The sequence below is a fragment of the Pasteurella oralis genome (genome assembly GCF_042681465.1).
In the GTDB taxonomy this organism is placed as follows: Bacteria; Pseudomonadota; Gammaproteobacteria; order Enterobacterales; family Pasteurellaceae; genus Pasteurella; species Pasteurella oralis.
The window spans coordinates 275,374-296,979 of sequence record NZ_JBHUFP010000025.1 but is presented as its reverse complement, the minus strand read 5'-3'; the positions used below and the strand labels follow the sequence as shown (position 1 = coordinate 296,979).

Here is a 21,606-nt window from a genome sequence, read left to right as displayed (position 1 = left end):
TATTGAAGAATATAAAAAATCGCAATGTTAAATGATAACCAAACTATCTGGGTAGATGTGCCTTATGAGGCAAGTAGTCATGATGAGGTCACAATTCCTCATGATGTACTTGCCATTATGTTGGAACAAAATGTGAGCTTACTAGCAGCTTGGCGTATATATCGTAAATTATCGCAACATGATGCTGCGAAAAAAACAGGGTTAACACAATCTGTAATATCTCAAGCTGAAAAACAAAATTCTAAACCTCAACGAAAGACTTGCGAACGATTAGCGAAAATATATCACTGCAAGCCTGAACAGCTTACTTTATAAAGACTACAAATGGTTGGACTAGTATCTATTATTAATTGAACTAGTCTTTTAAATACCAATAAAATGCCATCCTGTACGTATAGATACCAAAATAGATTATTCACTTTACTCGAATTATTATGTCCAATTAAGTCCCTTCTATCAAAAAATTAAATAAAAATAATTCTCATTGACTTAAATCAAATTATTGGTTAAATTGACCGCACTTTTAACTGTCAACACTCATCATGAGGAATGTGATTATGAAAAAAATCTCAACACTTGCATTAGCTTTATCTGCGGTTATTTCAACATCAGCAATGGCTGCAAACGAAGTTAACGTTTATTCTTATCGTCAACCCTATTTAATCGAGCCAATGTTAAAAGACTTTGAAAAAGAGACAGGCGTAAAAGTAAATGTTATCTTTGCTGATAAAGGTTTAGTGGATCGCGTAAAACGTGAAGGTGAATTAAGCCCAGCAGATGTTTTATTAACCGTTGATATTAGTCGCGTGATGGAAATTGTTAAAGCTGGTTTAGCACAACCAATTCACAGTGAAACATTAGAGAAAAATATTCCTGCCCATTTCCGTGATTCAAAAGATGAGTGGTTCGCGTTAACTACACGTGCACGTGCAATCTATACTTCAAAAGATCGTGTGGGTAAATTACCTGCTGATTTTACTTATTATGATTTAGCCAAACCAGAATATAAAGGTAAAGTTTGTGTTCGTTCAGGTAAGAATGCTTATAACGTGTCTTTAGTTGCATCAATGATTGCACATGATGGAGAAGCAAAAGCAAAAGCATTCTTAGAAGGCTTGAAAGCAAATCTGGCACAAAAACCACAAGGTGGTGACCGTGATCAAGTCAAAGCGATCAAAGAAGGAATTTGCGACTATTCATTAGGTAATAGCTATTACTTTGGTAAAATGCTAGATGATGAAAAACAACGTAGTTGGGCTGAAGCGGTTTATATCAACTTCCCTAACCAAAAAGCACAGGGTACACACGTTAATATCAGTGGTGTCGCAATTGCAAAACATGCACCAAATAAAGAAAACGCAGTGAAATTAGTAGAATATTTAAGTGGTGACAAAGCACAGCATTTATATGCTGAGTTAAACCACGAATATCCAGTAAAACCGGGCGTTGAGCGTTCTAAATTGGTGTCTTCTTGGGGTGAATTTAAAGCAGATAATATTGCATTAGAAAAAGTCGCAGAAAATTACGACAAAGCATTAAAACTCATTGACGAAGTAAAATTTGATCTTTAATTTAGCACTCATGCTGAATAATTAAATTTAAGGGCGACTTTTTAGTCGCCCTTTAGATATGACTTACATTTGCGATTTTAAGATGCATTTACTCAAAAAAACAGGCTGGAATTTGACCGCACTTTTCATTGTGCTGTTTTTCCTTCTACCCTTATTGTCCATTTTCTACCAATCTTGGCAAGCTGACTGGGGAAATATTCAACACCTCTGGCAAACTGTACTCACCGACTATAGTTTAAATTCACTTCTACTTGTTTTAGGTACTGTTTTCTTGAGCCTAATTTTTGCGATCCCTGCGGCTTGGATCATTTCAACTTACCAATTTACTGGACAAAAAACATTACAATGGGTGTTGTGTTTACCTTTAGCAATTCCAGCTTATCTCGTTGGCTATCTATACACCGATTTACTTGACTACGCAGGTCCAATTCAATCCGTATTGCGCCAACTTTTTGGCTGGAATAGCCCACAAGACTATTGGTTTCCTAGCATTCGTTCACTCGGTGGTGCCTGTTTTGTTTTAGCATTCGTGTTATATCCTTATTTATTCTTACTAGTTCGTGTTGCTTTATTAGAGCAATCAGAAAACTTAATTCATAGTGCTAAAACATTAGGTGCAAATACATTTTATTTATTTAGAAAAGTGACTTTTCCTTTAATTCGCCCTGCAATTGCAGTAGGTGCGTCATTAATTGCAATGGAAACTTTAGGTGATTTTGGCACAGTTTATTATTTTGCTGTCCCCACACTAACGACGGCAGTTTATGATACTTGGCTAGGTTATGGTGATTTAGGTTCTGCAAGCCAGATTTCGTTATTAATGTTGTTAATGATTTTTAGCTTACTCTGGTTAGAACGTTATAGCCGTCGTAAACAAAAAACATATCAACGTGGCTATGAAAAAAAACATAGTCTAAAACCACTTTCAGGTGTGAAATTGTTCTTTGCTCAAGCCTATTGTTGGGGATTAGTCAGTATTGCTTTCTTTATTCCTTTTGCTAAGTTGATTTATTGGGCGATATCTTATTTTGATATTACTCAGGCAGATAACTTCCTGAAATACGCCTATCACAGCTTATCCAGTTCGATGATTGCAGCAATAGTTTGCGTACTTTTAGCCCTATTTTTACATTTTTTCAATCGCCTAACATTACAAAGCCCCCCCCTGCAACAACGAACAGCTTATTATGGATTACAGCTATCTTCATTGGGTTATGCGATTCCTGGTACCGTATTAGCCATTGGGATTCTTATTCCTTATACCAGTGCCGATCATATCGTAAATTATGTGTGTAAATCGCTTGGACTTTCACCTGTTGGCTTGATTTTCTCTGGCTCAATGTTCGCGCTAATTTCAGCTTATACTATGCGTTTTTCTGCGATGGCAATTGGAGGCATTGAAACCTCTTTCCAAAAAATTTCACCTTCATTAGATATGGCGAGCCGAACATTAGGTCATAACGGTTTTAGTATGCTACGCCGTGTTCATATGCCATTACTTTCCAAAGGCATTTTAACCGCCCTGATGATGGTCTTTATTGAAACGATGAAAGAACTTAACGCTTCATTATTATTACGCCCTTTCAATTTTGATACGCTAGCAACGCATGTATTTACTTTTACCTCAGATGAACAGCTTGAACAAGCTGCATTACCTGCTATTGCTTTAGTTTTAGTTGGACTACTGCCAGTCATTTGGTTAACTCGTTCACTGGTGCTTAATTCAGAAAAAGATCGCTAATTATGACTATATTACAAATCTCTCAACTTACTTGTGGTTATAGTGCTGAAAATGTACTAAAAAATTTAGATCTCACAATGGCACAAAACGAGATTTTGTGTTTACTCGGTGCAAGCGGCTGTGGTAAAACCACATTATTGAAATCCATTGCTGGCTTACAAGACATTGAACAAGGCGAAATTTTATTTAATCAACAAAACTTAGCTACACTCCCCGTTGAGAAACGCCAAATTGGGGTAATTTTCCAAGACTATGCCTTATTCCCTCATTTAACTGTTAAAGAGAATATTGCATTTGGCTTACAACATAAAAGCAATATTGAAAAACAAGAAATTATTGAAAAAATGACCGCACTTGTGCGCTTAACAGGCTTATTAGAACGTTATCCTTATGAACTTTCAGGCGGCCAACAACAACGTGTAGCAATTGCACGAGCATTAGCCTGTGAACCACGCTTATTACTGTTAGATGAGCCTTTTTCTAATATTGATAGTCAAGTGCGCTACCAAATGATTGATGAAATTAAAGAGATTTTGAAAAGCCAACAAATTCCCGCTATTTTTGTCACACACAGTAAAGAAGAAGCCTTCGCTTTTGCAGATAAACTTGCCATTATGGACAAAGGAAAAATAGTCCAAATCGGTAATGTTGATGCGTTATATCAAATGCCTATCAATAAATTTGTTGCTGAATTTTTAGGTAATGTGAATTATTTAGAATGTGAAATCACAGCAGAAAATTGCTTTGAGTCACCTGTTGGATCATACCAATTTGATCAAACACTTAGCTTATCAAATGGCAAACCAATTAATGGTATAAAACAAGTACATTGGTTAGTTCGTCCACAAAGTTTTCAAATTCATAGTGATGAAAATGGCTCAGGTATTATTATCAAAAAGCGCTTTCTTGGTCCTTATTGCCAATATGATGTGAAAATAAATGATGCGATATTTAGTGTACAAAGTCCAAAACATTTTCCCGTTGGTGAACGGGTCCGTTTAAATTATAAATGCACTTCACCAGTATTATTTGAAAAATAAAGCAATCACTCAAACAAAAACAGCGCAATCTGCGCTGTTTTTTAATTACTCACCAAAATTCTCTGGTAAAAATGCTTGCATTTGTGCCCAAATTACACCGCTGTCTTTACCATATTGACGGATACATTCTTTCACTTCAGAGGCTTGCTGTGTTTCACAAAGCTGCCGTAATTGCACATAAAAAGCGTTAGCCAATGCACGCGCTGCGGGATTTGAAAAATAAAACAAGCCAACTCTTGAGTACAATCCTTTTAAACTATTTAAAATCAAACCATAGACAGGGTTATCTGACGCAAAAGCTAGCTTACGGAATAAATCATAGTCAAAATTAGTATAGGCTTCTGCGCTATCTTCTAACGTTTCGAGTGCACTAAAGACACTTAGCGATTTTTCTGGTTCCAATTTAAACGCTTTTTGGATATAAATTGCTGAAATATTCGTTCTTGCTGAAAGCACATTAGAAATGAAACTTGGCAATTTAGTACTATCTAAACGAATTAATACTTCTAAAATATTTAAACCAGAGGTTTCCCAGATATCATTGACTTTTGTTGGCTTACCATGCTGAATATTCAACCACCCATCACGAGCAAGACGTTGTAAAACTTCACGTAATGTCGTACGAGTCACCCCTATTTTTTCTGCTAACTCACGTTCTGCAGGCAAATCAGAGCCGGGTGGAAAATGGTTATTCCAAATACTTCTGACAATATATTCTTCCGCTAAACCAGCCGGACTTTGCGCTTTTAAAAGAGGTTGATCATTATTCATACATTTCTTCTAGTTAATTAAGTTTAAAATGTGATACAGCTAACAAATAGTTATTTTAGGTATTATCGTGTAATGAAGTATATATTACAATTATCAATTATATGAAAAATTTTTCAAAATATTAAATATTAAACTAAGGTGGTAGTACAAATGAGTTATACTCGAGCTTTCCTAAAGAATTTTTTAGGAACAAGTCCCAATTGGTACAAAATCGCAATTGTTGCGTTTCTTCTCATCAATCCAATCGTTTTTTTCTTTATTAGTCCATTTGTAGCAGGTTGGCTACTCGTCGCAGAATTTATCTTCACATTAGCAATGGCATTGAAATGTTATCCCCTTCAACCAGGCGGTTTACTTGCTTTTGAGGCTGTTGCTATAGGCATGACACATCCCGAACATGTAAAAGCCGAAATATTGGCTAATTTTGAAGTACTGTTACTCTTAATTTTTATGGTAGCAGGTATTTATTTCATGAAACAGCTATTACTGTTTGTCTTCACTAAATTACTGTTAAGTATTCGTTCTAAACTTACCCTTTCACTGGCATTTTGCCTCAGCGCCGCTTTTCTCTCTGCTTTCCTTGATGCATTAACTGTTGTTGCCGTGATCATTAGTGTGGGTATGGGCTTCTATAGGGTCTATCATAAAGTGGCTTCTGGCAATAACTTTAATGATTCAACTGATATTACCAAAGATGATAAAATAGGAACTAATAAAGAAACATTGGAACAGTTTCGTTCATTTTTACGTAGTTTAATGATGCACTCCTGTGTCGGTACCGCACTTGGTGGCGTCATGACAATGGTAGGTGAGCCGCAAAACTTAATTATTGCTGAACAAGCCAAATGGGGCTTTGCAGAATTCTTTTTACGTATGTTACCAGTTACCCTGCCCGTCTTGTTCTGTGGCTTAATAACTTGTTTATTAGTAGAAAAATTTCGTATTTTTGGTTATGGCACTAAATTACCACGTAAAGTCTGGGGAATCTTAGCTAAGTTTGATCGCAATAATCAGCAGAAAATGTCACAGCAAGATCGCTTAAAACTCTTATGCCAAGCTTTAATCGGTATTTGGTTAGTGATCGGTTTAGCGTTCCATTTAGCAGCAGTCGGTATTATTGGTTTGACGGTTATTATCCTCGCGACCTCATTCTGCGGCATCACCAGTGAACATGCAATCGGAAAAGCCTTCCAAGAATCTTTACCGTTTACTGCATTATTAGTTGTTTTCTTTTCAGTCGTAGCCGTCATTATCGATCAACAATTATTTGCGCCAATCATTCAATTCGTTCTCGCTGCAAGTGAAAACGCCCAATTAGTTTTATTCTATACATTTAATGGCTTATTATCTGCAATTTCAGATAATGTCTTTGTTGCTACAGTATATATCAATGAAACTAAAGCAGCGCTTGAAGCTGGATTGATTTCGCAATCGCAATATGAATTATTAGCTGTCGCTATCAATACAGGCACTAACTTACCTTCAGTCGCCACACCAAATGGTCAAGCGGCATTCTTATTTTTATTAACATCATCATTAGCACCATTAATTCGTTTGTCTTATAGTAAAATGGTTTATATGGCATTACCTTATACTATTGTATTATCTATTATTGGCTTATTAGCAGTTGAATTTCTTTTACCAAGCGCAACGACGGCGCTAGTTCAACTTGGTCTGATTGCATCAATGTAATCGCTAGCAGGAGGAAGCATGCTAAGCTTTTTTAAGACACTTTCAACAAAACGAAGTGGTTGGTTTCTATTATTACTTTCCGCATTAGCGCTAGAAGGGACTGCACTTTACTTTCAGCATGGAATGGGATTACAACCCTGTGTGATGTGTATCTATGAACGAGTCGCAATACTTGGCATTGCTTTTGCAGGCTTATTTGGCTTGCTTTATCCTAGCGCAATGATTTTACGCTTAATTGCTTTAGTGATGGGTTTAGGCAGTGCTATAAAAGGGCTTCTCATCACATTAACCCATTTAGATCTACAACTTCACCCAGCACCATGGAAACAATGTTCTGCATTTGCTGAGTTTCCAGAAACACTGCCTTTAGATAAATGGTTTCCTTATCTCTTTCAACCTTATGGCTCGTGCAGCGAAATCTCTTGGCAATTTTTAGGCTTTTCAATGGTGCAGTGGTTAGTTGTAATTTTTGGCTTCTATACACTGCTGTTGGCTATCCTCTTTATTAGCCAAGTGAAACGCCTTAAACCAAAGCAACGGATGTTATTTCATTAAAAATAAAAATGGTGTAGTTTTAACTACACCATTTTTTATATTCACTAACATTGAATTTCTTGGACTACGAATTGCAGTGAATGCCTCGCTAATAACCTTGCTTTACGTTGTTTTAAGCGCTTTAAACGTAATGCACGTCCTTGCGATAAACGATACAATTTCTTTGTTGGCTTTAAAAAGCTTTTACGTCTAGCCATAGCATCCCTCTTATTGTGTTGCAACTGTTTTTGTTATTGCTTCAACTTCTGTGTTGATTTCTTCTGTTTTAATATTTTCTTCTAACTCAATCTCTTCAATATGTGCTTGCTGAATACGATAATAATGCACAATACTATTCATATAACGTCGAATATTTTCAACATAATGATAGGCTTCATAACCTCGCGCATAACCATATTTTAAACTTGTGTAATAACGTTTTTCAGCCAATAATGGTAAATTCTTTTTCACATCTAACCAATTATCAGGATCGCCGCCTAAGCTTTTAGTTAAACGACGAGCATCAAGTAAATGTCCTAATCCCATATTATATGCCGCTAAGGCAAACCAAATACGCTCATCTTCTGCAATAGTATCAGGCATTTGTGTAATAAGCCAATGCAAGTATTCTGAACCTGCTTTAATACTCTGTTCTGGATCGGTACGATCTTTAATACGCATGCGATCCGCAGTCGCTTTCGTCAACATCATCATACCACGCACCCCTGTTGGTGAAGTCGCATCAGGATTCCAATGAGATTCTTGATAAGCAATAGCGGCTAATAAACGCCAATCTAAATCGCCTTTATACTTTTCAAATAGTGGCGCGAATTTAGGTAATACTGTTTCAATCGCTCTTAAATAGCTCCGCGTATCAACATAATCAAATTGCGCCAAATGATTAAAATATTTTTCCTCAATACGCGCAATTAAACCCGTTTCAATTGCATTATTCATGAAATCAAGTAAAGACGCTTGTAACTCACTATAAGAATTACTTGGTAAGTACCAATGTACAGTCGATTCATCAGCCACATCAAATGCCACAGCGACATTAGGCTTAATTTGCTGAACGGCTGACACATCAATAGAATTTGCAATCACATAGTCAATTTTGCCATTAGCCATCTGAATTAACAGTTCTTCAGGCGTTAATTTTTCATTAACATGCCAACTCAACGAGGGAAATTTTTCTTTTGCTTCTTCTAACAAGTCTGTGAGTTCAGAGCCAGAGGCAATACTCAGCGTACCTTTTAACTCACCTAAGCCACGTGGGCGTTCTGTACCTTTGCGATAGACCAATTGCCAAGAGGCAGAGTTATAAGTAGGTCCAACTTGAAACTTATCGAGCTTCTTTGGTTGATATAACAAATTAGCCGCAGCAATATCAATTTTATTATTCTCTAAGGCTTGGAATAATTCATCTCCGTTTGCCATCGCTGAAATTTCAAGTTCAACATTAAGATAATCAGCAAAGGCTTTGCTCAATTCATATTCAATCCCAGCGGGCTGTCCGGAATGATCAATAAAATAAGAAATCGGATTATTAATCGTTCCCACAACTAACTTACCGCGACTTTGGATCGCTGTATAACGATTCTCTTCCGAGCGCATTATTTGTTGCCAAGGGAATACCATATCTACCGCCCACAATAGCAACGCTACTATCGCGATAATACGTATAAATAAACCTTTCAAATGACCTCTTTTTGCTTGATGACCTTAAATTTAGGCATTTTAACCATTAAATTGAGATTAGACAAATCAAAAAGTGCGGTCGTTTTTTATCAAATTTTTGATATGTTGCGGCAATAGCTCAAGATTTTGTTGCTACGAAAACATCATCCTCATACACAAACTTTATGCTGAGAATAGCTTTACTACGCTAACAAACCACATAGAGTTTGTTAAAACACAACTCTCTTTTGTGGCTTTTCTTGTTTATTGAGAGGCACACTCATATAATGTGCGCACATATATTCCTACTATAATTTAGGTGATTACGATGGATCTCGCCATTTATCTCCAGTTCTTTATTGGACTGATTGCACTCGTCAACCCACTAGGTGTTGTACCAATTTTTTATTCAATGACTGCAACACTGTCAAAAGAACAGCAAAACAAAACAGGGTTAATCACTTGTATTTCCATCGTTATCATTCTGCTCGTGAGTTTTTTCTTTGGTAATTTTATTTTAAATGCCTTTCATATTTCTATTGACTCTTTCCGTATTGCTGGTGGCATTGTTGTAATTTTAATTGCTTTAACCATGATTAACGGGAAAATTGGTGAACATAAAATAAACAAAGAAGAAAAAAATGAAAACTTTGATGATTACAATAATATTGCCGTTGTCCCTCTTGCGATGCCAATCATGGCTGGTCCTGGTTCTATTAGCGCCACGATTGTGTTTGGCTCAACACAGCATGGCATTGTAGATTATTTTTATTCATCTATTACGATTATGTTATTTGGGCTAGGGTGTTATATTTTGTTTCGTTATTCTGAACCCATTATCAAAAAACTGGGTAAAACAGGTTCGAACGTGATTACACGTATTATGGGCTTGTTACTAATGTCACTTGGTATCGAAATCATTATCGGTGGGTTAAAAAACTTAGGTATTGTATAACCTCTCAATCTTAAAAAAGACGTTGTTATAGTTGCAATATAAGCAACTATAACAGCATCTTTTTAATCACATCATGATAGGATTACCTAAAAGCAGTATTCTCTGAAATAACAAACTGATTTTACTCACACTAAGCGGCTATCAAAAAGGCAATATCTGATAAAACATACTAGTCATCAAGCTATCAATTTATGAATAATAAAACAACTTACTATTTTTTATCCATTTCCAATCTCTCTGTCAAAAAAATATACTTTTCACCACTATAACAACCTAAAATTGAAATAAATCTAACAAACAAACCACTTATTTAGAATAATTCTAATTTAAGCTTATTTTTTTAAAATACAGAAAAAAAATATTTGCATAAGTATTTCATTCTGTTGAATACTTTGTTCTGTGCCGAATCAGGCAAACAATTACAATAAATTGCAAGCATATCCAAATATCATATTTAGAAGGAAATCATTATGTCTCAAGTTGCATCATTAGAAGCATTTTTAGAAAAAGTTGCGCAGCGAGATGGCGCGCAGCCAGAGTTTTTACAAGCAGTCAGAGAAGTATTAACTTCAATCTGGCCTTTCTTAGAAAAAAATCCAAAATACCGCTCACAAGCCTTATTAGAGCGCTTAGTTGAACCAGAACGTGCAATTCAATTTCGTGTGGCATGGACAGATGATCAAGGTCAAGTGCAAGTAAACCGCGCATTTCGCGTACAATATAATAGTGCAATTGGTCCATTCAAAGGCGGGATGCGTTTCCACCCTTCAGTTAACTTATCTATTTTAAAATTCTTAGGTTTTGAACAAGTCTTTAAAAATGCCTTAACAACATTACCAATGGGCGGTGGTAAAGGTGGTTCAGACTTTGACCCAAAAGGAAAAAGTGACGCTGAAGTCATGCGTTTCTGCCAAGCACTCATGATTGAATTATATCGCCATTTAGGTCCAGATACCGATGTACCTGCGGGTGATATTGGTGTCGGGGGGCGTGAAGTCGGTTACTTAGCTGGTATGATGAAGAAATTATCTAACCAAACTGGTAGTGTGTTCACTGGTAAAGGGTTGACTTTTGGTGGAAGCTTAATTCGTCCAGAAGCAACAGGTTATGGTTTAGTTTATTTTGCACAAGCCATGCTTGCCGAAAAAGGACAAAGTTTTGCTGGTAAAAGCGTCGCGGTTTCTGGTTCTGGTAACGTTGCTCAATATGCCATTGAGAAAGCATTGGAATTTGGTGCAAAGGTTGTCACTTGCTCAGACTCAGCAGGCTATGTGTATGATGAAGCTGGCTTTACTACAGAAAAACTCGCCGCATTAATGGAAATCAAAAACGTCAAGCGTGGTCGTGTGAAAGAATATGCTGAGCAATTTGGTTTGAAATATGTAGAAGGTAAACGCCCTTGGGAAGTAAAAGTAGATATTGCGCTCCCTTGTGCAACACAAAACGAACTTGAACTTGCAGATGCTAACGCATTAATTGCAAACGGTGTACAACTTGTAGCTGAAGGTGCCAACATGCCTACTACGATTGAAGCAACTGACGCATTCTTAGCAGCAGGTGTATTATTCGGACCAGGTAAAGCCGCTAATGCAGGTGGTGTTGCAACCTCTGGGTTAGAAATGTCACAAAATGCCCAGCGCTTAAGTTGGACTCGTGAAGAAGTCGATGCAAAATTACATCGTATCATGCTTGATATTCATGCTAACTGTAAAAAATATGGCACTGATGACAGAGGCAATATTAACTACGTAGTAGGTGCAAATGTCGCAGGCTTTGTTAAAGTAGCTGATGCTATGTTGGCACAAGGCGTGTTCTAATGATAAGTTAAAATGCATCTAAAACGAACCGCACTTGACGTCACATGCGCAAAGTGCGGTTGTTTTTTTCAAAGTTTTGTATAATGCATTCTTATCATTCAATTGTAATTATGCTTAGGTGAGGAAATATGATGCACTATTGGAAAAAGGCCACTGCACTTTTCTTATTCGCATGTGCCTTCAATGTACAAGGAAAAAGCTGTACAACTTCAAATTTAGATGTCGTAATTTTAGGTTCAGGTGGACCTGAAATTGCACTTTTTAGATCCACTTCCCCAGTTCAAACTCGTGCTTCAGCAAGCTACTTAGTACGTGAAAATGGGCAAGCTAAGTTTCTGGTTGATCTTGGTTCAGGTGCCTTACAGCGCTTTGCTCAAGCTCAAGCAAAAATTGAAGATCTCCAAGGAATTTTAGTCAGCCATTTTCATGTTGATCATATCAACGATCTCCCTGCACTAATCAAAGCCTCTTTTTTCTCGCAACGAGAGCAAGATCTGCCGATTTATGGTCCAACGGGTAATGAAGTTATTCCTGATACAACTATGTTTTTAACTCGTTTATTAGGTGAACAAGGTGCCTATGCTTATCTGTCTGATTTTTTAACTGGTGAAGAAAATTATCAAATAAAACCTATTTCAGTGAATGCGAATAAACAACAGCCAGTAATTTTTCATACCACTATTGATGGCTTTAATATCCAAGCTGTTGGTACAGAACACGGGCTTTTACCAGCACTTGCATGGCGCATCGAAAAAGCAGGCTGTACTGTTGTTTTTTCAGGTGATACCAGCAATCAAGGGCGTACTTTAGATTTGATTACACAAAATGCAGACTTATTTATTGCCCACAATGCTGTGCCAGAAAGCAGCCAAGATAATGTTGCCCAAAAACTCCATATGCGCCCTTCTGAAATTGGGCGAATTGCACATAATGGCAACATAAAAAGTCTCGTACTTAGTCATTTAATGCGACGCACTGAGCATGTTAAAACACAAACAGAACAAGCAATTAAAACACAATTTAAAGGTAACATTACTTTTGCCAACGATTGTGAAATTTATTCCATCAAAACAGGCAATAAAATTGGTGAATGCACTCAAGCAAATAAGTGATTAGCTCGCTATGACTTATAACTTTTTCATCTAATAAGTTTTTGTTTTTTATGTTGAAAATTTCTACATTATAGTGTTAAATCTGTGCAAATTATAAGGTTATTTTAGATGTTGTTTTTATGTGTCAATTATTAGGAATGAATTGTAATACCCCAACGGATATCGTTTTTTCTTTTGAGGGGTTTCGTCGCCGAGCTGGCTTAACAGATTGCCATTCTGATGGATTTGGAATTGCATTTTTTGAAGGCAAAGGAATCCGTATTTTCCGTGATAACCATGCAGCGCACTCATCCCCTATCGCAGATTGTGTTAAACAATATCATATTAAATCACTTAATGTAATTGCCCATATTCGCAAAGCGACACAAGGCGAAGTAAACATTGAAAATACACATCCTTTTATCCGTGAATTATGGGGACAAAACTGGGTATTTGCTCATAATGGTAATTTAACTACACATCCTGATTTAACTGATTCACTCTATCAGCCTATTGGCAGTACAGATTCTGAAGCGGCTTTCTGCTATATGGTAAGCCAGCTTAAAACTCGTTTTAATCAGAAACCAACAGAAAATGAGCTATTTGATGCATTGCAGCAAATCACCAAAACGATTTCGGTAGGTGGTACTTTCAATTTTATCCTATCTAATGGCGAATGGATGATTGCACACTGTGCTACCAATCTCCATTATCTGACTAGAAAAGCCCCTTTTGGTAAAGCACAACGTATTGATGATGATGGCATTATTGATTTCAATGATTATGCAAAAGAAGGCGATCGTGTCACTATTATTACGACTTTTCCTCTCACTAAAGATGAAACTTGGACTAAAATGGAATATGGTGGTTTTGTGTTCTTCAAACAAGGGGAAAAAATTGCTGAAATCACGGGTATAAAAACAGAAACTATTGATGATGGTACATTAGGTTTAGCAAAGTGCGCCTAAAAATTATAGCATGATAAATGACTATCACACTTGATTATTCGCAGAGAAATATTCTATTTATTGTTAATTTCCCGTTATTTATCTATTATTTTTTATGCAAACAGCATATAAAAAAACGATCTAAATCATATTTATTATATTTAACTAGCCTATCCTTTTGAATTTACTGTTCAACCCCTTTACTATATATCACTCTTCTTATTTACTCATCCTTGTGAATTTTTATATCAATATGGAGTTGTATATGACAGAGAAGTCTGATGTAAAATGGAATAAATTCGATCTCCTTTGGGCGCTTAATTTATTTGGTACAGCTGTTGGTGCAGGTGTGCTGTTTCTCCCTATCAATGCAGGACAAAGCGGCTTTTGGCCTTTAGTCATCATGGCGATCATTGTCGGTCCCATGACTTACCTTGCACATCGCGGACTCGCACGCTTCGTACTTTCTTCTTCAAAGAAAGGCAGTGACATTACTGAAGTTGTTGAAGAACATTTTGGCAAAGCCGCAGGAAAGCTCATTACCTTGCTTTACTTTTTTGCTATTTTTCCGATTCTATTAATTTATGGCAATGGCATTACAAATACCATAGACTCCTTTCTGGTTCATCAACTTGATATCACTCCACCTCATAGAATACTCCTCTCTCTTATTCTGATTTCTACATTAATTGGAGTCATGCTAACGAGTGAGAAAATCATGCTCAAAATCACTGAGTTTTTAGTTTATCCATTAGTCTGCATTTTATTTGCTTTATCGATATACCTTATTCCAGAATGGAACATTGCCATTTTGACTGAATTACCAACATTCACTAACTTTATCAGCACGTTATGGGTTACACTGCCTGTCTTAGTTTTTTCGTTTAATCATTCGCCAGCAATTTCTTCTTTTACTCAATCTCAGCAGTATCAATATAGTTATGCTGGACTCATAGAAAAACATTCAAGTCGCACCTTAAAGTTAACTTCAACACTATTACTTGTTTTTGTAATGTTTTTTGTATTTAGTTGTGTATTGAGTTTAACACCAAGCGAGCTCAATCAAGCTAAAAACCAAAATATTAGTATCCTTTCTTTCCTAGCCAACAAATTTCATAACCCTTATATTTCCTACTTAGGTCCTTTAGTAGCCTTTCTTGCTATTACTAGTTCTTTCTTTGGTCATTATTTAGGTGCAAAAGAAGGCTTAATTGGATTAATCACAAAAGTCATTCCATATAAACAATTTAATGCCAAAACATTAAATTATTTAACCGCACTTTTCTTCTTCCTCGCTTTATGGAGCGTTGCAATTATTAATCCGAGTATCTTAGGGCTAATTGAATCATTTGGTGGTCCTATTATTGCAACAATCTTATTTCTTATGCCAATGTATGCCATACGTAAAGTCCATGCCATGCAACATTATCGAGGTCGTTTATCTAACTTATTTATCACAAGCCTGGGATTGTTTACTACTTCAGCAATCATTTATAAACTATTTTAAAGTTTATAAATTCGTGTAGAATACACGACCTTTTTTTTAATTAATAAAAATATAGAACTTTATGATTAGTGTTTTTGATATATTTAAAATCGGTATCGGCCCCTCAAGCTCACACACTGTAGGACCGATGAAAGCAAGTAAGCAATTTATTGATGATTTAATTGCAAGGCATCAATTGGAGAAAATTGCGAAAATTCAAGTAGATGTTTATGGTTCATTATCAATGACAGGACGTGGACATAATACTGATATAGCAATCATCATGGGACTAGCAGGTTATTTACCACATAACGTCGATATCGATTTAATCCCAATTTTTATTTCCACTCTCAAACAGACCGCACTTCTTTCTATCGCAGAAAATCAAAAAATTGTGCAATTCAATTTAGACGAAGATTTAATTTTTCACCAGACTTTTTTACCTTTACACGAAAATGGCATGCGCATTACTGCATTTTCCCAACAAAATACTACGCTATATCAGCAAACTTACTATTCCATTGGCGGTGGTTTTATTGTTAATGAAGAAAACTTTCATCAAGCCAATAATAATGAATATCCCATCCCATTCCCTTATCGTAATGCGGCAGATATGCTAAAACATTGTCATGATAATGGCTTAACACTCTCTAGTGTGGTAATGAAAAATGAAACTGCGCTACATGGTCAAATTGCATTAACCAGCTATTTACAACAAATTTGGCAAAATATGAAATCTTGTATTCAACGTGGAATAACAACTGAGGGACTATTACCTGGCTCATTAAAAGTACCACGTCGTGCAGCTAGTCTATATCGTATGTTAAAAGCCAATAGTAGCTTATCTAATGACCCGATGAGTGTTATTGACTGGGTCAATATGTATGCATTAGCCGTTAACGAAGAGAATGCGGCTGGTGGACGTGTAGTCACTGCACCCACTAATGGTGCTTGTGGCATTGTACCTGCCGTTTTTGCTTATTATGAAAAATTTATTGAAAGCATTACTGCTGAAATTACAGAGCGTTACTTACTAACTTGCAGTTTTATTGGTTCGCTCTACAAACTGAATGCTTCTATTTCTGGGGCAGAAGTGGGATGTCAAGGTGAAGTAGGTGTTGCTTGTTCTATGGCTGCTGCTGGATTAACTGAAATTCTTGGCGGTAGCCCAGAACAAGTTTGTATTGCAGCAGAAATCGCCATGGAGCATAATCTCGGTCTAACTTGTGATCCAGTAGGAGGGCAAGTACAAGTACCTTGTATTGAACGCAATGCTATCGCAGCAGTAAAAGCGATTAATGCTAGTCGTATGGCACTTCGCCGTACAACCAGCCCAAGGGTAACACTCGATAAAGTGATTGAAACGATGTATGAAACGGGTAAAGACATGAATGCGAAATACCGTGAAACATCACAAGGTGGTTTAGCAATTAAAGTGGTCTGTTAATAAAAAAATCAGGGCTCAACATTGAGCCCTATTATTTAGGGCAAGAGTATTCAATAACGATAATGTCCAATCATTTTATACTTAAATAAAATATCTTCTTCCTGTGTTCCTTGCCCGATATTATGAATAATCAGTGGGATACCTTCTTTATTCTTTTTATCTGATACAATCCCAATATGCGGTAAATTACGTGGCAAACGCCAAGTCACAATATCCCCAGCTTTAAAAGAAGACAAATCCGTTAAGGAAAGTGATTTTCCATGGCGCTTGAAAAAGGTTTCCAAATTAGGCACACGGCGATGATCAATATTCGTATCTGTTGTTTTCAGTCCCCAAATTTTGGGATAGCTTACCCACGCTTTCTTCATATCTTGATGAACTAGTTTTTGTAAATCAATTTGTTGCTGGCGATAAGCTCGAATAACCACATCTGTACAGACACCAGTATGTTGTGGCACATCACCCATTGGAAAAGCCATCTTACGATAAGTGGAATCATAACTCACCGTCACATTAATTTGTTTGCGTGCATCATTGACTAATTGATGAGAATTTATCGCAATACTCAATATAGGAAGAAAAAAAATAGCTGTGCCAATCAACTTATTTTTCATTATTTAAATTCCAACTCCACCGCACTTTCACCTAGCTTTTTCGCTAATTCGGCTAACAACTCATCAGTTGGATTCACTGACCATTGTACGCCCATTTTGACACGGCATTGACCTTGGGGACTATCATAATAAATATGAATGGGTAATGTACCGCCACTATAAGGAGTTAACATCGTTTTAAATTCACGAATAAACACTGGTGTTATTTTATCATGCGATAAGTAAATCGCTAATCCTTTGGCATAACGACTACGTGCTTCGTCTAATGTCATCAAGTCACGTACCGCCATTTTCAATCCACCCGAAAACTCATCAAAGCTCACTTGCCCCGATACTACGACTACGCTGTCTTTTTGCAATTTATCGCCAAATTTTTCTAATGCATCGGCAAACAAAGTAATATCTAAACGTCCTGAACGATCATCTAAGGTTGCAATACCTAAACGATTCCCTTTCTTAGTCACGGCAAAGCGTGAAGCAACAACTAAACCACTTGCGGTACTGATTTGACCGCGATAGTTAGGTACTAAATCTTTCAAACGTGTAGAACTATAATGAGCAAGTTCTTTTAAATAACGGCTTACAGGATGACTACTGAGATATAAACCTAGCGTCTCTCTTTCACCATCTAAAATCACTTTTTCAGGCCAAGGTGGTGTACTAGCATAGGCTTTTTCTACTTCTTCATAGCTTTCTGTCAATACACCAAACATGTCGGTTTGACCCATTGCAGCATCTTTAGCATGTTGATCTGAGGCTTTTAAGGCATCCTCCAGGTTTTTTGATAATGCGGCACGATGGGGGCCTAACTTATCAAATGCCCCTGATAAAATGAGACTTTCAAAAGTACGACGATTAATTTTCTTCAGATCGACTCGTGCACATAAATCAAATAGATCTTTAAAAATTCCCCCCTGATTACGCGCGTAAATTAAAGCTTCAATCGGACCTTCGCCCACGCCTTTAATCGCCCCAATCCCATACACGATTTCGCCATGTTCATTAACACTAAAATGATGTTTACCAGTATTAATATCTGGCGGTGCAACTTTTAATCCCATGCGTAAGCATTCGTCATACAAGCCAACAATTTTATCTGTATTGTCCATTTCAGAAGTCATTACTGCTGCCATAAACTCGGCAGGGTAATGAGCTTTTAGCCAAAGCGTTTGGTAAGAAACCAGTGCATAAGCTGCTGAATGAGATTTGTTAAAGCCATAACCAGCAAATTTTTCCACTAAGTCGAAAATTTTCATTGCAAGTTCGCCGTCGATCCCTTTCTGAATAGCACCTTTTTCAAAGATTTCACGTTGTGCTGCCATTTCTTCTGGTTTTTTCTTACCCATAGCACGACGCAATAAATCTGCGCCACCTAAGGTATAACCTGCCAGTTCCTGCGCAATTTGCATAACCTGCTCTTGATATACAATAACCCCATAAGTCGGCTCTAAAATCGGTTTTAGGCTTTCATGTTGATAATCCTTATCAGGATAAGCCACTACTTCATTACCATGTTTACGATCAATAAAGTTCTGTACCATGCCTGACTCTAATGGCCCCGGGCGGAATAAAGCAACTAATGCGATAATATCCTCAAAACAGTCTGGTTGTAGGCGTTTAATCAAGTCCTTCATACCACGTGACTCTAGCTGGAAGACTGCCGTCGTCTCAGCGCGCTTTAATAATTCAAACGAATCAGGATCATCAAGTGGAATGGTGGCAATATCTATTGCAGGTTTACCTTCTTTCGCCAAACGCGTATTAATCATATCTAATGCCCATTTAATGATCGTCAGCGTTCGTAATCCTAAGAAGTCAAATTTCACTAAACCCGCATATTCCACATCATTTTTGTCAAAATGTGTTACAGGATGTTTACCTTCAGAATCGCAATATAAAGGTGAAAAATCCGTAATCAAGCTTGGCGAAATGACTACACCACCAGCATGTTTACCTGCATTTCGAGTGACCCCTTCTAATTTACGCGCCATGTCAATTAAGGCTTTGACTTCCTCATCAGAATCATACACGGCTTGCAATTGTGGCTCCGCAGCAAATGCCTTAGCAAGTGTCATACCAGGATCAGGTGGAATTAATTTAGAAATACGATCAACAAAGCCGTAAGGATGACCTAATACACGCCCAACATCACGAATTACTGCTTTAGCTGCCATCGTACCAAAAGTAATAATTTGTGATACTGCGCCTCGTCCATAAGTATCCGCTACATGTTCGATCACTTGGTCACGTCCATCCATACAAAAATCCACATCAAAGTCTGGCATGGATACACGTTCAGGATTTAAAAAACGTTCAAAAAGTAAGTCAAATTCTAACGGGTCAAGATCAGTAATTTTTAATGCATAAGCAACTAGTGAACCCGCACCAGAACCTCGCCCCGGTCCAACAGGAATGTCATTGTCTTTTGACCATTGAATAAATTCCATCACGATCAAAAAGTAACCCGGAAAACCCATTTGGTTAATGACATCCAATTCAACTTGTAAACGTTCATCATATTCAGCGCGTCTTGCTAAACGGATTTTCTCATCGGGAAATAATACTTTTAAGCGTTCCTCTAAGCCTTCTTTTGATTTTTTCACTAAAAATGCTTCTGTGGAAAGATCACCTGTTGGGAATTGAGGTAAGAAATATTCTCCTAAACGTATAGTAACGTTACAACGTTGAGCAATCAGTAGCGTATTTTCTAAAGCAGAAGGTACATCAGCGAATAAATCACACATTTCCTGTTCTGAACGGAAATATTGCTGCTCAGTATAACGTTTTGGACGCTTAGGATCATCGAGGGTATAGCTATCATGAATCGCAACACGAATTTCATGTGCCTCAAAATCATCAGATTGTAAAAACATCACATCATTTGTAGCAACAACAGGTATACCATGGGATTGTGCTAGTTTTAAAGCCAGACTGACATAGCGTTCTTCTTCATAACGCCCTGTTCGGCTTAGGCTTAAATAAAAATGATTAGGGAAGAATTTTTGATAAAAAGCGACCGCACTTTCCAATTCGGCTTGGTTCTCTTTTAATAACTTTTTCCCTACATCACCATTATGTCCGCCAGACAATATAATAATCCCTTCACGATGCTCAACTAGCCAATCTTGATCGAGGTAAGGTAAATCTTGGTAACCTCGTTCATAAGCCTTAGAAAGCAATAAAGTAATATTTTTATAACCTGCATCATTTTTTGCTAATAATGTCAGTTCAAAACGTTCATCACCACAAAGCTCACTTTTGACTAACACATCTGCGCCAATGATAGGCTTTATACCAGCAGAAAGTGCTTCACCATAAAAACGAACTAAACCACAAAAATTGGTAAAGTCAGTTAATCCCATCGCCACCATATTATTTTCTACACAGGCTTTAATTAATGGTTTGACTTTGGCGATCCCATTAATCATTGAAAAATCACTGTGGACTCGAAGATGAACAAAACGGGGGTGTGACATAAAAAATATCCTTGGCGTGCATAAAATCAGGCGGAAAGTGCGGTCTATTTTAGCGAGATTTTATCAACAGTACAAATTTGACTAGGGTGAGAAGAAGTCTTTATACTAAGTTATGAGTAGTCAAAATGAAAGGGAATCTATGCAACGTTTAATATTAATTAAACCGAGTCTAACTCATAAAAATGAAATTCTAAATTATCAACAAGCTTATCGAGCGACCAATCTCGTTTTACATGGCGCAAATCAGTTAGCACAGTTTTCGGCAGAAACTTTTGCTGATTGGCTAGATTATCTTCATGCCCCTGCGGGTACTCACCTTTTTGGCTATGACAAAGTCAGTGATAGTACTTATCTCGCGTGGCATAAGAATGAAAATCGTATGATTGGTATTATCAATATTCGACATGAATTAAATCAGCACCTGCTAAAATATGGTGGTCATATTGGTTATTCTATCCATCCACAAGAATGGGGAAAAGGTTATGCCACTGAAATGCTCGCACTCGCGTTAGAAAAAACAGATGCACTTGGAATCAAAAGAGTTATGCTTTCATGTGATAAGAATAATATTGCCTCAAGTAAAGTCATTATGAAAAATAATGGCATATTAGAAAATGAAGTGCACTTAGAGAATAAAGTCATTCAGTATTATTGGATTAAACGATACTAAACACATCTCAGCAAGCAAAAACCGACTTTATATAGCAATCTTGTTTTCAATCATAAAAAAGGCTTGAGTTACCTCAA

The 21,606-nt window shown here is 37.0% G+C and carries 18 protein-coding genes; 13 read left to right on the top strand and 5 right to left on the bottom strand.

Annotated features, from left to right (window positions below; translation table 11 throughout):
* Positions 1-24 precede the first annotated feature (24 nt).
* From ACFSAV_RS10810 to ACFSAV_RS10795, 4 genes are all read left to right on the top strand, one after another.
* A complete protein-coding gene (locus tag ACFSAV_RS10810; RefSeq protein ID WP_379099532.1) occupies positions 25-315 on the top strand; it encodes a helix-turn-helix domain-containing protein in 291 nt (96 codons plus the stop codon).
* A 242-nt stretch (positions 316-557) separates the two neighbouring features.
* Positions 558-1,571 carry a Fe(3+) ABC transporter substrate-binding protein gene (locus tag ACFSAV_RS10805; protein WP_379099529.1) on the top strand — a complete coding sequence of 338 codons (1,014 nt, stop codon included), beginning with the start codon at positions 558-560 and terminating at the stop codon, positions 1,569-1,571.
* Positions 1,572-1,653: 82 nt separating this feature from the next.
* A complete protein-coding gene (locus ACFSAV_RS10800; protein WP_379099526.1) occupies positions 1,654-3,312 on the top strand; it encodes an ABC transporter permease in 1,659 nt (552 codons plus the stop codon).
* A gap of 2 nt (positions 3,313-3,314) precedes the next feature.
* Positions 3,315-4,352 (top strand): ABC transporter ATP-binding protein, encoded by a 1,038-nt coding sequence (locus ACFSAV_RS10795; protein WP_379099523.1) that lies wholly within the window; start codon positions 3,315-3,317, stop codon positions 4,350-4,352.
* A 45-nt stretch (positions 4,353-4,397) separates the two neighbouring features.
* Here the strand turns inward: ACFSAV_RS10795 and fadR are convergent, their stop codons facing one another.
* Positions 4,398-5,123, bottom strand: coding sequence for a fatty acid metabolism transcriptional regulator FadR (gene fadR / locus ACFSAV_RS10790; RefSeq protein WP_379099520.1), 726 nt, complete (start codon positions 5,121-5,123; stop codon positions 4,398-4,400).
* 150 nt (positions 5,124-5,273) lie between these two features.
* On the opposite strand from fadR, the gene nhaB reads away from it, so the two are divergent.
* Both nhaB and dsbB read left to right on the top strand, forming a co-directional pair.
* Entirely contained in the window at positions 5,274-6,815 is a 1,542-nt protein-coding gene (gene nhaB / locus ACFSAV_RS10785; RefSeq protein WP_379099517.1) for a Na(+)/H(+) antiporter NhaB, read from the top strand.
* 18 nt (positions 6,816-6,833) lie between these two features.
* Positions 6,834-7,370 carry a disulfide bond formation protein DsbB gene (gene dsbB, locus ACFSAV_RS10780; protein WP_101775370.1) on the top strand — a complete coding sequence of 179 codons (537 nt, stop codon included), beginning with the start codon at positions 6,834-6,836 and terminating at the stop codon, positions 7,368-7,370.
* A 44-nt stretch (positions 7,371-7,414) separates the two neighbouring features.
* On the opposite strand, the gene ACFSAV_RS10775 is transcribed toward dsbB, so the two are convergent.
* Entirely contained in the window at positions 7,415-7,567 is a 153-nt protein-coding gene (locus ACFSAV_RS10775; protein WP_162837296.1) for a hypothetical protein, read from the bottom strand.
* A gap of 10 nt (positions 7,568-7,577) precedes the next feature.
* The gene (gene mltF, locus ACFSAV_RS10770) at positions 7,578-9,047 is read right to left on the bottom strand and encodes a membrane-bound lytic murein transglycosylase MltF (RefSeq protein ID WP_379099513.1); all 1,470 of its coding nucleotides are present in this window, start codon (positions 9,045-9,047) and stop codon (positions 7,578-7,580) included.
* A gap of 307 nt (positions 9,048-9,354) precedes the next feature.
* Here mltF and ACFSAV_RS10765 point away from each other — a divergent pair, with 307 nt between their 5' ends.
* The 6 genes from ACFSAV_RS10765 (at position 9,355) to ACFSAV_RS10740 (ending at position 16,769) form a co-directional block, all read left to right on the top strand.
* Positions 9,355-9,981, top strand: coding sequence for a YchE family NAAT transporter (locus tag ACFSAV_RS10765; RefSeq protein ID WP_379099510.1), 627 nt, complete (start codon positions 9,355-9,357; stop codon positions 9,979-9,981).
* Positions 9,982-10,451: 470 nt separating this feature from the next.
* On the top strand, positions 10,452-11,798 hold the full coding sequence (gene gdhA / locus ACFSAV_RS10760; RefSeq protein ID WP_101775367.1) for an NADP-specific glutamate dehydrogenase: 1,347 nt from the start codon (positions 10,452-10,454) through the stop codon (positions 11,796-11,798).
* Positions 11,799-11,926: 128 nt separating this feature from the next.
* Positions 11,927-12,910, top strand: a complete 984-nt coding sequence (locus ACFSAV_RS10755; RefSeq protein ID WP_379099507.1) for an MBL fold metallo-hydrolase — start codon at positions 11,927-11,929, stop codon at positions 12,908-12,910.
* A gap of 119 nt (positions 12,911-13,029) precedes the next feature.
* A complete protein-coding gene (locus ACFSAV_RS10750) occupies positions 13,030-13,857 on the top strand; it encodes a class II glutamine amidotransferase (RefSeq protein WP_379099504.1) in 828 nt (275 codons plus the stop codon).
* Positions 13,858-14,101: 244 nt separating this feature from the next.
* Entirely contained in the window at positions 14,102-15,343 is a 1,242-nt protein-coding gene (locus ACFSAV_RS10745; RefSeq protein ID WP_379099501.1) for a serine/threonine transporter, read from the top strand.
* Between the two features lie 61 nt (positions 15,344-15,404).
* Positions 15,405-16,769: an L-serine ammonia-lyase gene (locus ACFSAV_RS10740; protein ID WP_379099498.1), complete on the top strand. Its 1,365-nt coding sequence runs from the start codon at positions 15,405-15,407 to the stop codon at positions 16,767-16,769.
* 50 nt (positions 16,770-16,819) lie between these two features.
* On the opposite strand, the gene ACFSAV_RS10735 is transcribed toward ACFSAV_RS10740, so the two are convergent.
* Together ACFSAV_RS10735 and dnaE are read right to left on the bottom strand one after the other, a co-directional pair.
* Positions 16,820-17,383 carry a DUF1287 domain-containing protein gene (locus ACFSAV_RS10735; RefSeq protein ID WP_101775362.1) on the bottom strand — a complete coding sequence of 188 codons (564 nt, stop codon included), beginning with the start codon at positions 17,381-17,383 and terminating at the stop codon, positions 16,820-16,822.
* Positions 17,383-20,859 carry a DNA polymerase III subunit alpha gene (gene dnaE, locus ACFSAV_RS10730; protein WP_379099494.1) on the bottom strand — a complete coding sequence of 1,159 codons (3,477 nt, stop codon included), beginning with the start codon at positions 20,857-20,859 and terminating at the stop codon, positions 17,383-17,385. Before dnaE ends, ACFSAV_RS10735 begins: the two co-directional genes overlap by 1 nt.
* Positions 20,860-20,998: 139 nt before the next feature.
* Here dnaE and ACFSAV_RS10725 point away from each other — a divergent pair, with 139 nt between their 5' ends.
* On the top strand, positions 20,999-21,529 hold the full coding sequence (locus ACFSAV_RS10725; protein ID WP_379099491.1) for a GNAT family N-acetyltransferase: 531 nt from the start codon (positions 20,999-21,001) through the stop codon (positions 21,527-21,529).
* Positions 21,530-21,606: the final 77 nt, after the last annotated feature.

Bases quoted from the DNA above. Each gene is read 5' to 3' on its own strand.
- ACFSAV_RS10765 (WP_379099510.1), top strand. From the start codon at position 9,355: ATGGATCTCGCCATTTATCTCCAGTTCTTTATTGGACTGATTGCACTC.
- ACFSAV_RS10775 (WP_162837296.1), bottom strand. From the start codon at position 7,567: ATGGCTAGACGTAAAAGCTTTTTAAAGCCAACAAAGAAATTGTATCGT.
- ACFSAV_RS10725 (WP_379099491.1), top strand. From the start codon at position 20,999: ATGCAACGTTTAATATTAATTAAACCGAGTCTAACTCATAAAAATGAA.
- dnaE (WP_379099494.1), bottom strand. From the start codon at position 20,859: ATGTCACACCCCCGTTTTGTTCATCTTCGAGTCCACAGTGATTTTTCA.
- ACFSAV_RS10750 (WP_379099504.1), top strand. From the start codon at position 13,030: ATGTGTCAATTATTAGGAATGAATTGTAATACCCCAACGGATATCGTT.
- ACFSAV_RS10740 (WP_379099498.1), top strand. From the start codon at position 15,405: ATGATTAGTGTTTTTGATATATTTAAAATCGGTATCGGCCCCTCAAGC.
- ACFSAV_RS10795 (WP_379099523.1), top strand. From the start codon at position 3,315: ATGACTATATTACAAATCTCTCAACTTACTTGTGGTTATAGTGCTGAA.
- ACFSAV_RS10805 (WP_379099529.1), top strand. From the start codon at position 558: ATGAAAAAAATCTCAACACTTGCATTAGCTTTATCTGCGGTTATTTCA.
- ACFSAV_RS10755 (WP_379099507.1), top strand. From the start codon at position 11,927: ATGATGCACTATTGGAAAAAGGCCACTGCACTTTTCTTATTCGCATGT.
- ACFSAV_RS10800 (WP_379099526.1), top strand. From the start codon at position 1,654: ATGCATTTACTCAAAAAAACAGGCTGGAATTTGACCGCACTTTTCATT.
- fadR (WP_379099520.1), bottom strand. From the start codon at position 5,123: ATGAATAATGATCAACCTCTTTTAAAAGCGCAAAGTCCGGCTGGTTTA.
- ACFSAV_RS10745 (WP_379099501.1), top strand. From the start codon at position 14,102: ATGACAGAGAAGTCTGATGTAAAATGGAATAAATTCGATCTCCTTTGG.
- ACFSAV_RS10810 (WP_379099532.1), top strand. From the start codon at position 25: ATGTTAAATGATAACCAAACTATCTGGGTAGATGTGCCTTATGAGGCA.
- ACFSAV_RS10735 (WP_101775362.1), bottom strand. From the start codon at position 17,383: ATGAAAAATAAGTTGATTGGCACAGCTATTTTTTTTCTTCCTATATTG.
- gdhA (WP_101775367.1), top strand. From the start codon at position 10,452: ATGTCTCAAGTTGCATCATTAGAAGCATTTTTAGAAAAAGTTGCGCAG.
- nhaB (WP_379099517.1), top strand. From the start codon at position 5,274: ATGAGTTATACTCGAGCTTTCCTAAAGAATTTTTTAGGAACAAGTCCC.
- dsbB (WP_101775370.1), top strand. From the start codon at position 6,834: ATGCTAAGCTTTTTTAAGACACTTTCAACAAAACGAAGTGGTTGGTTT.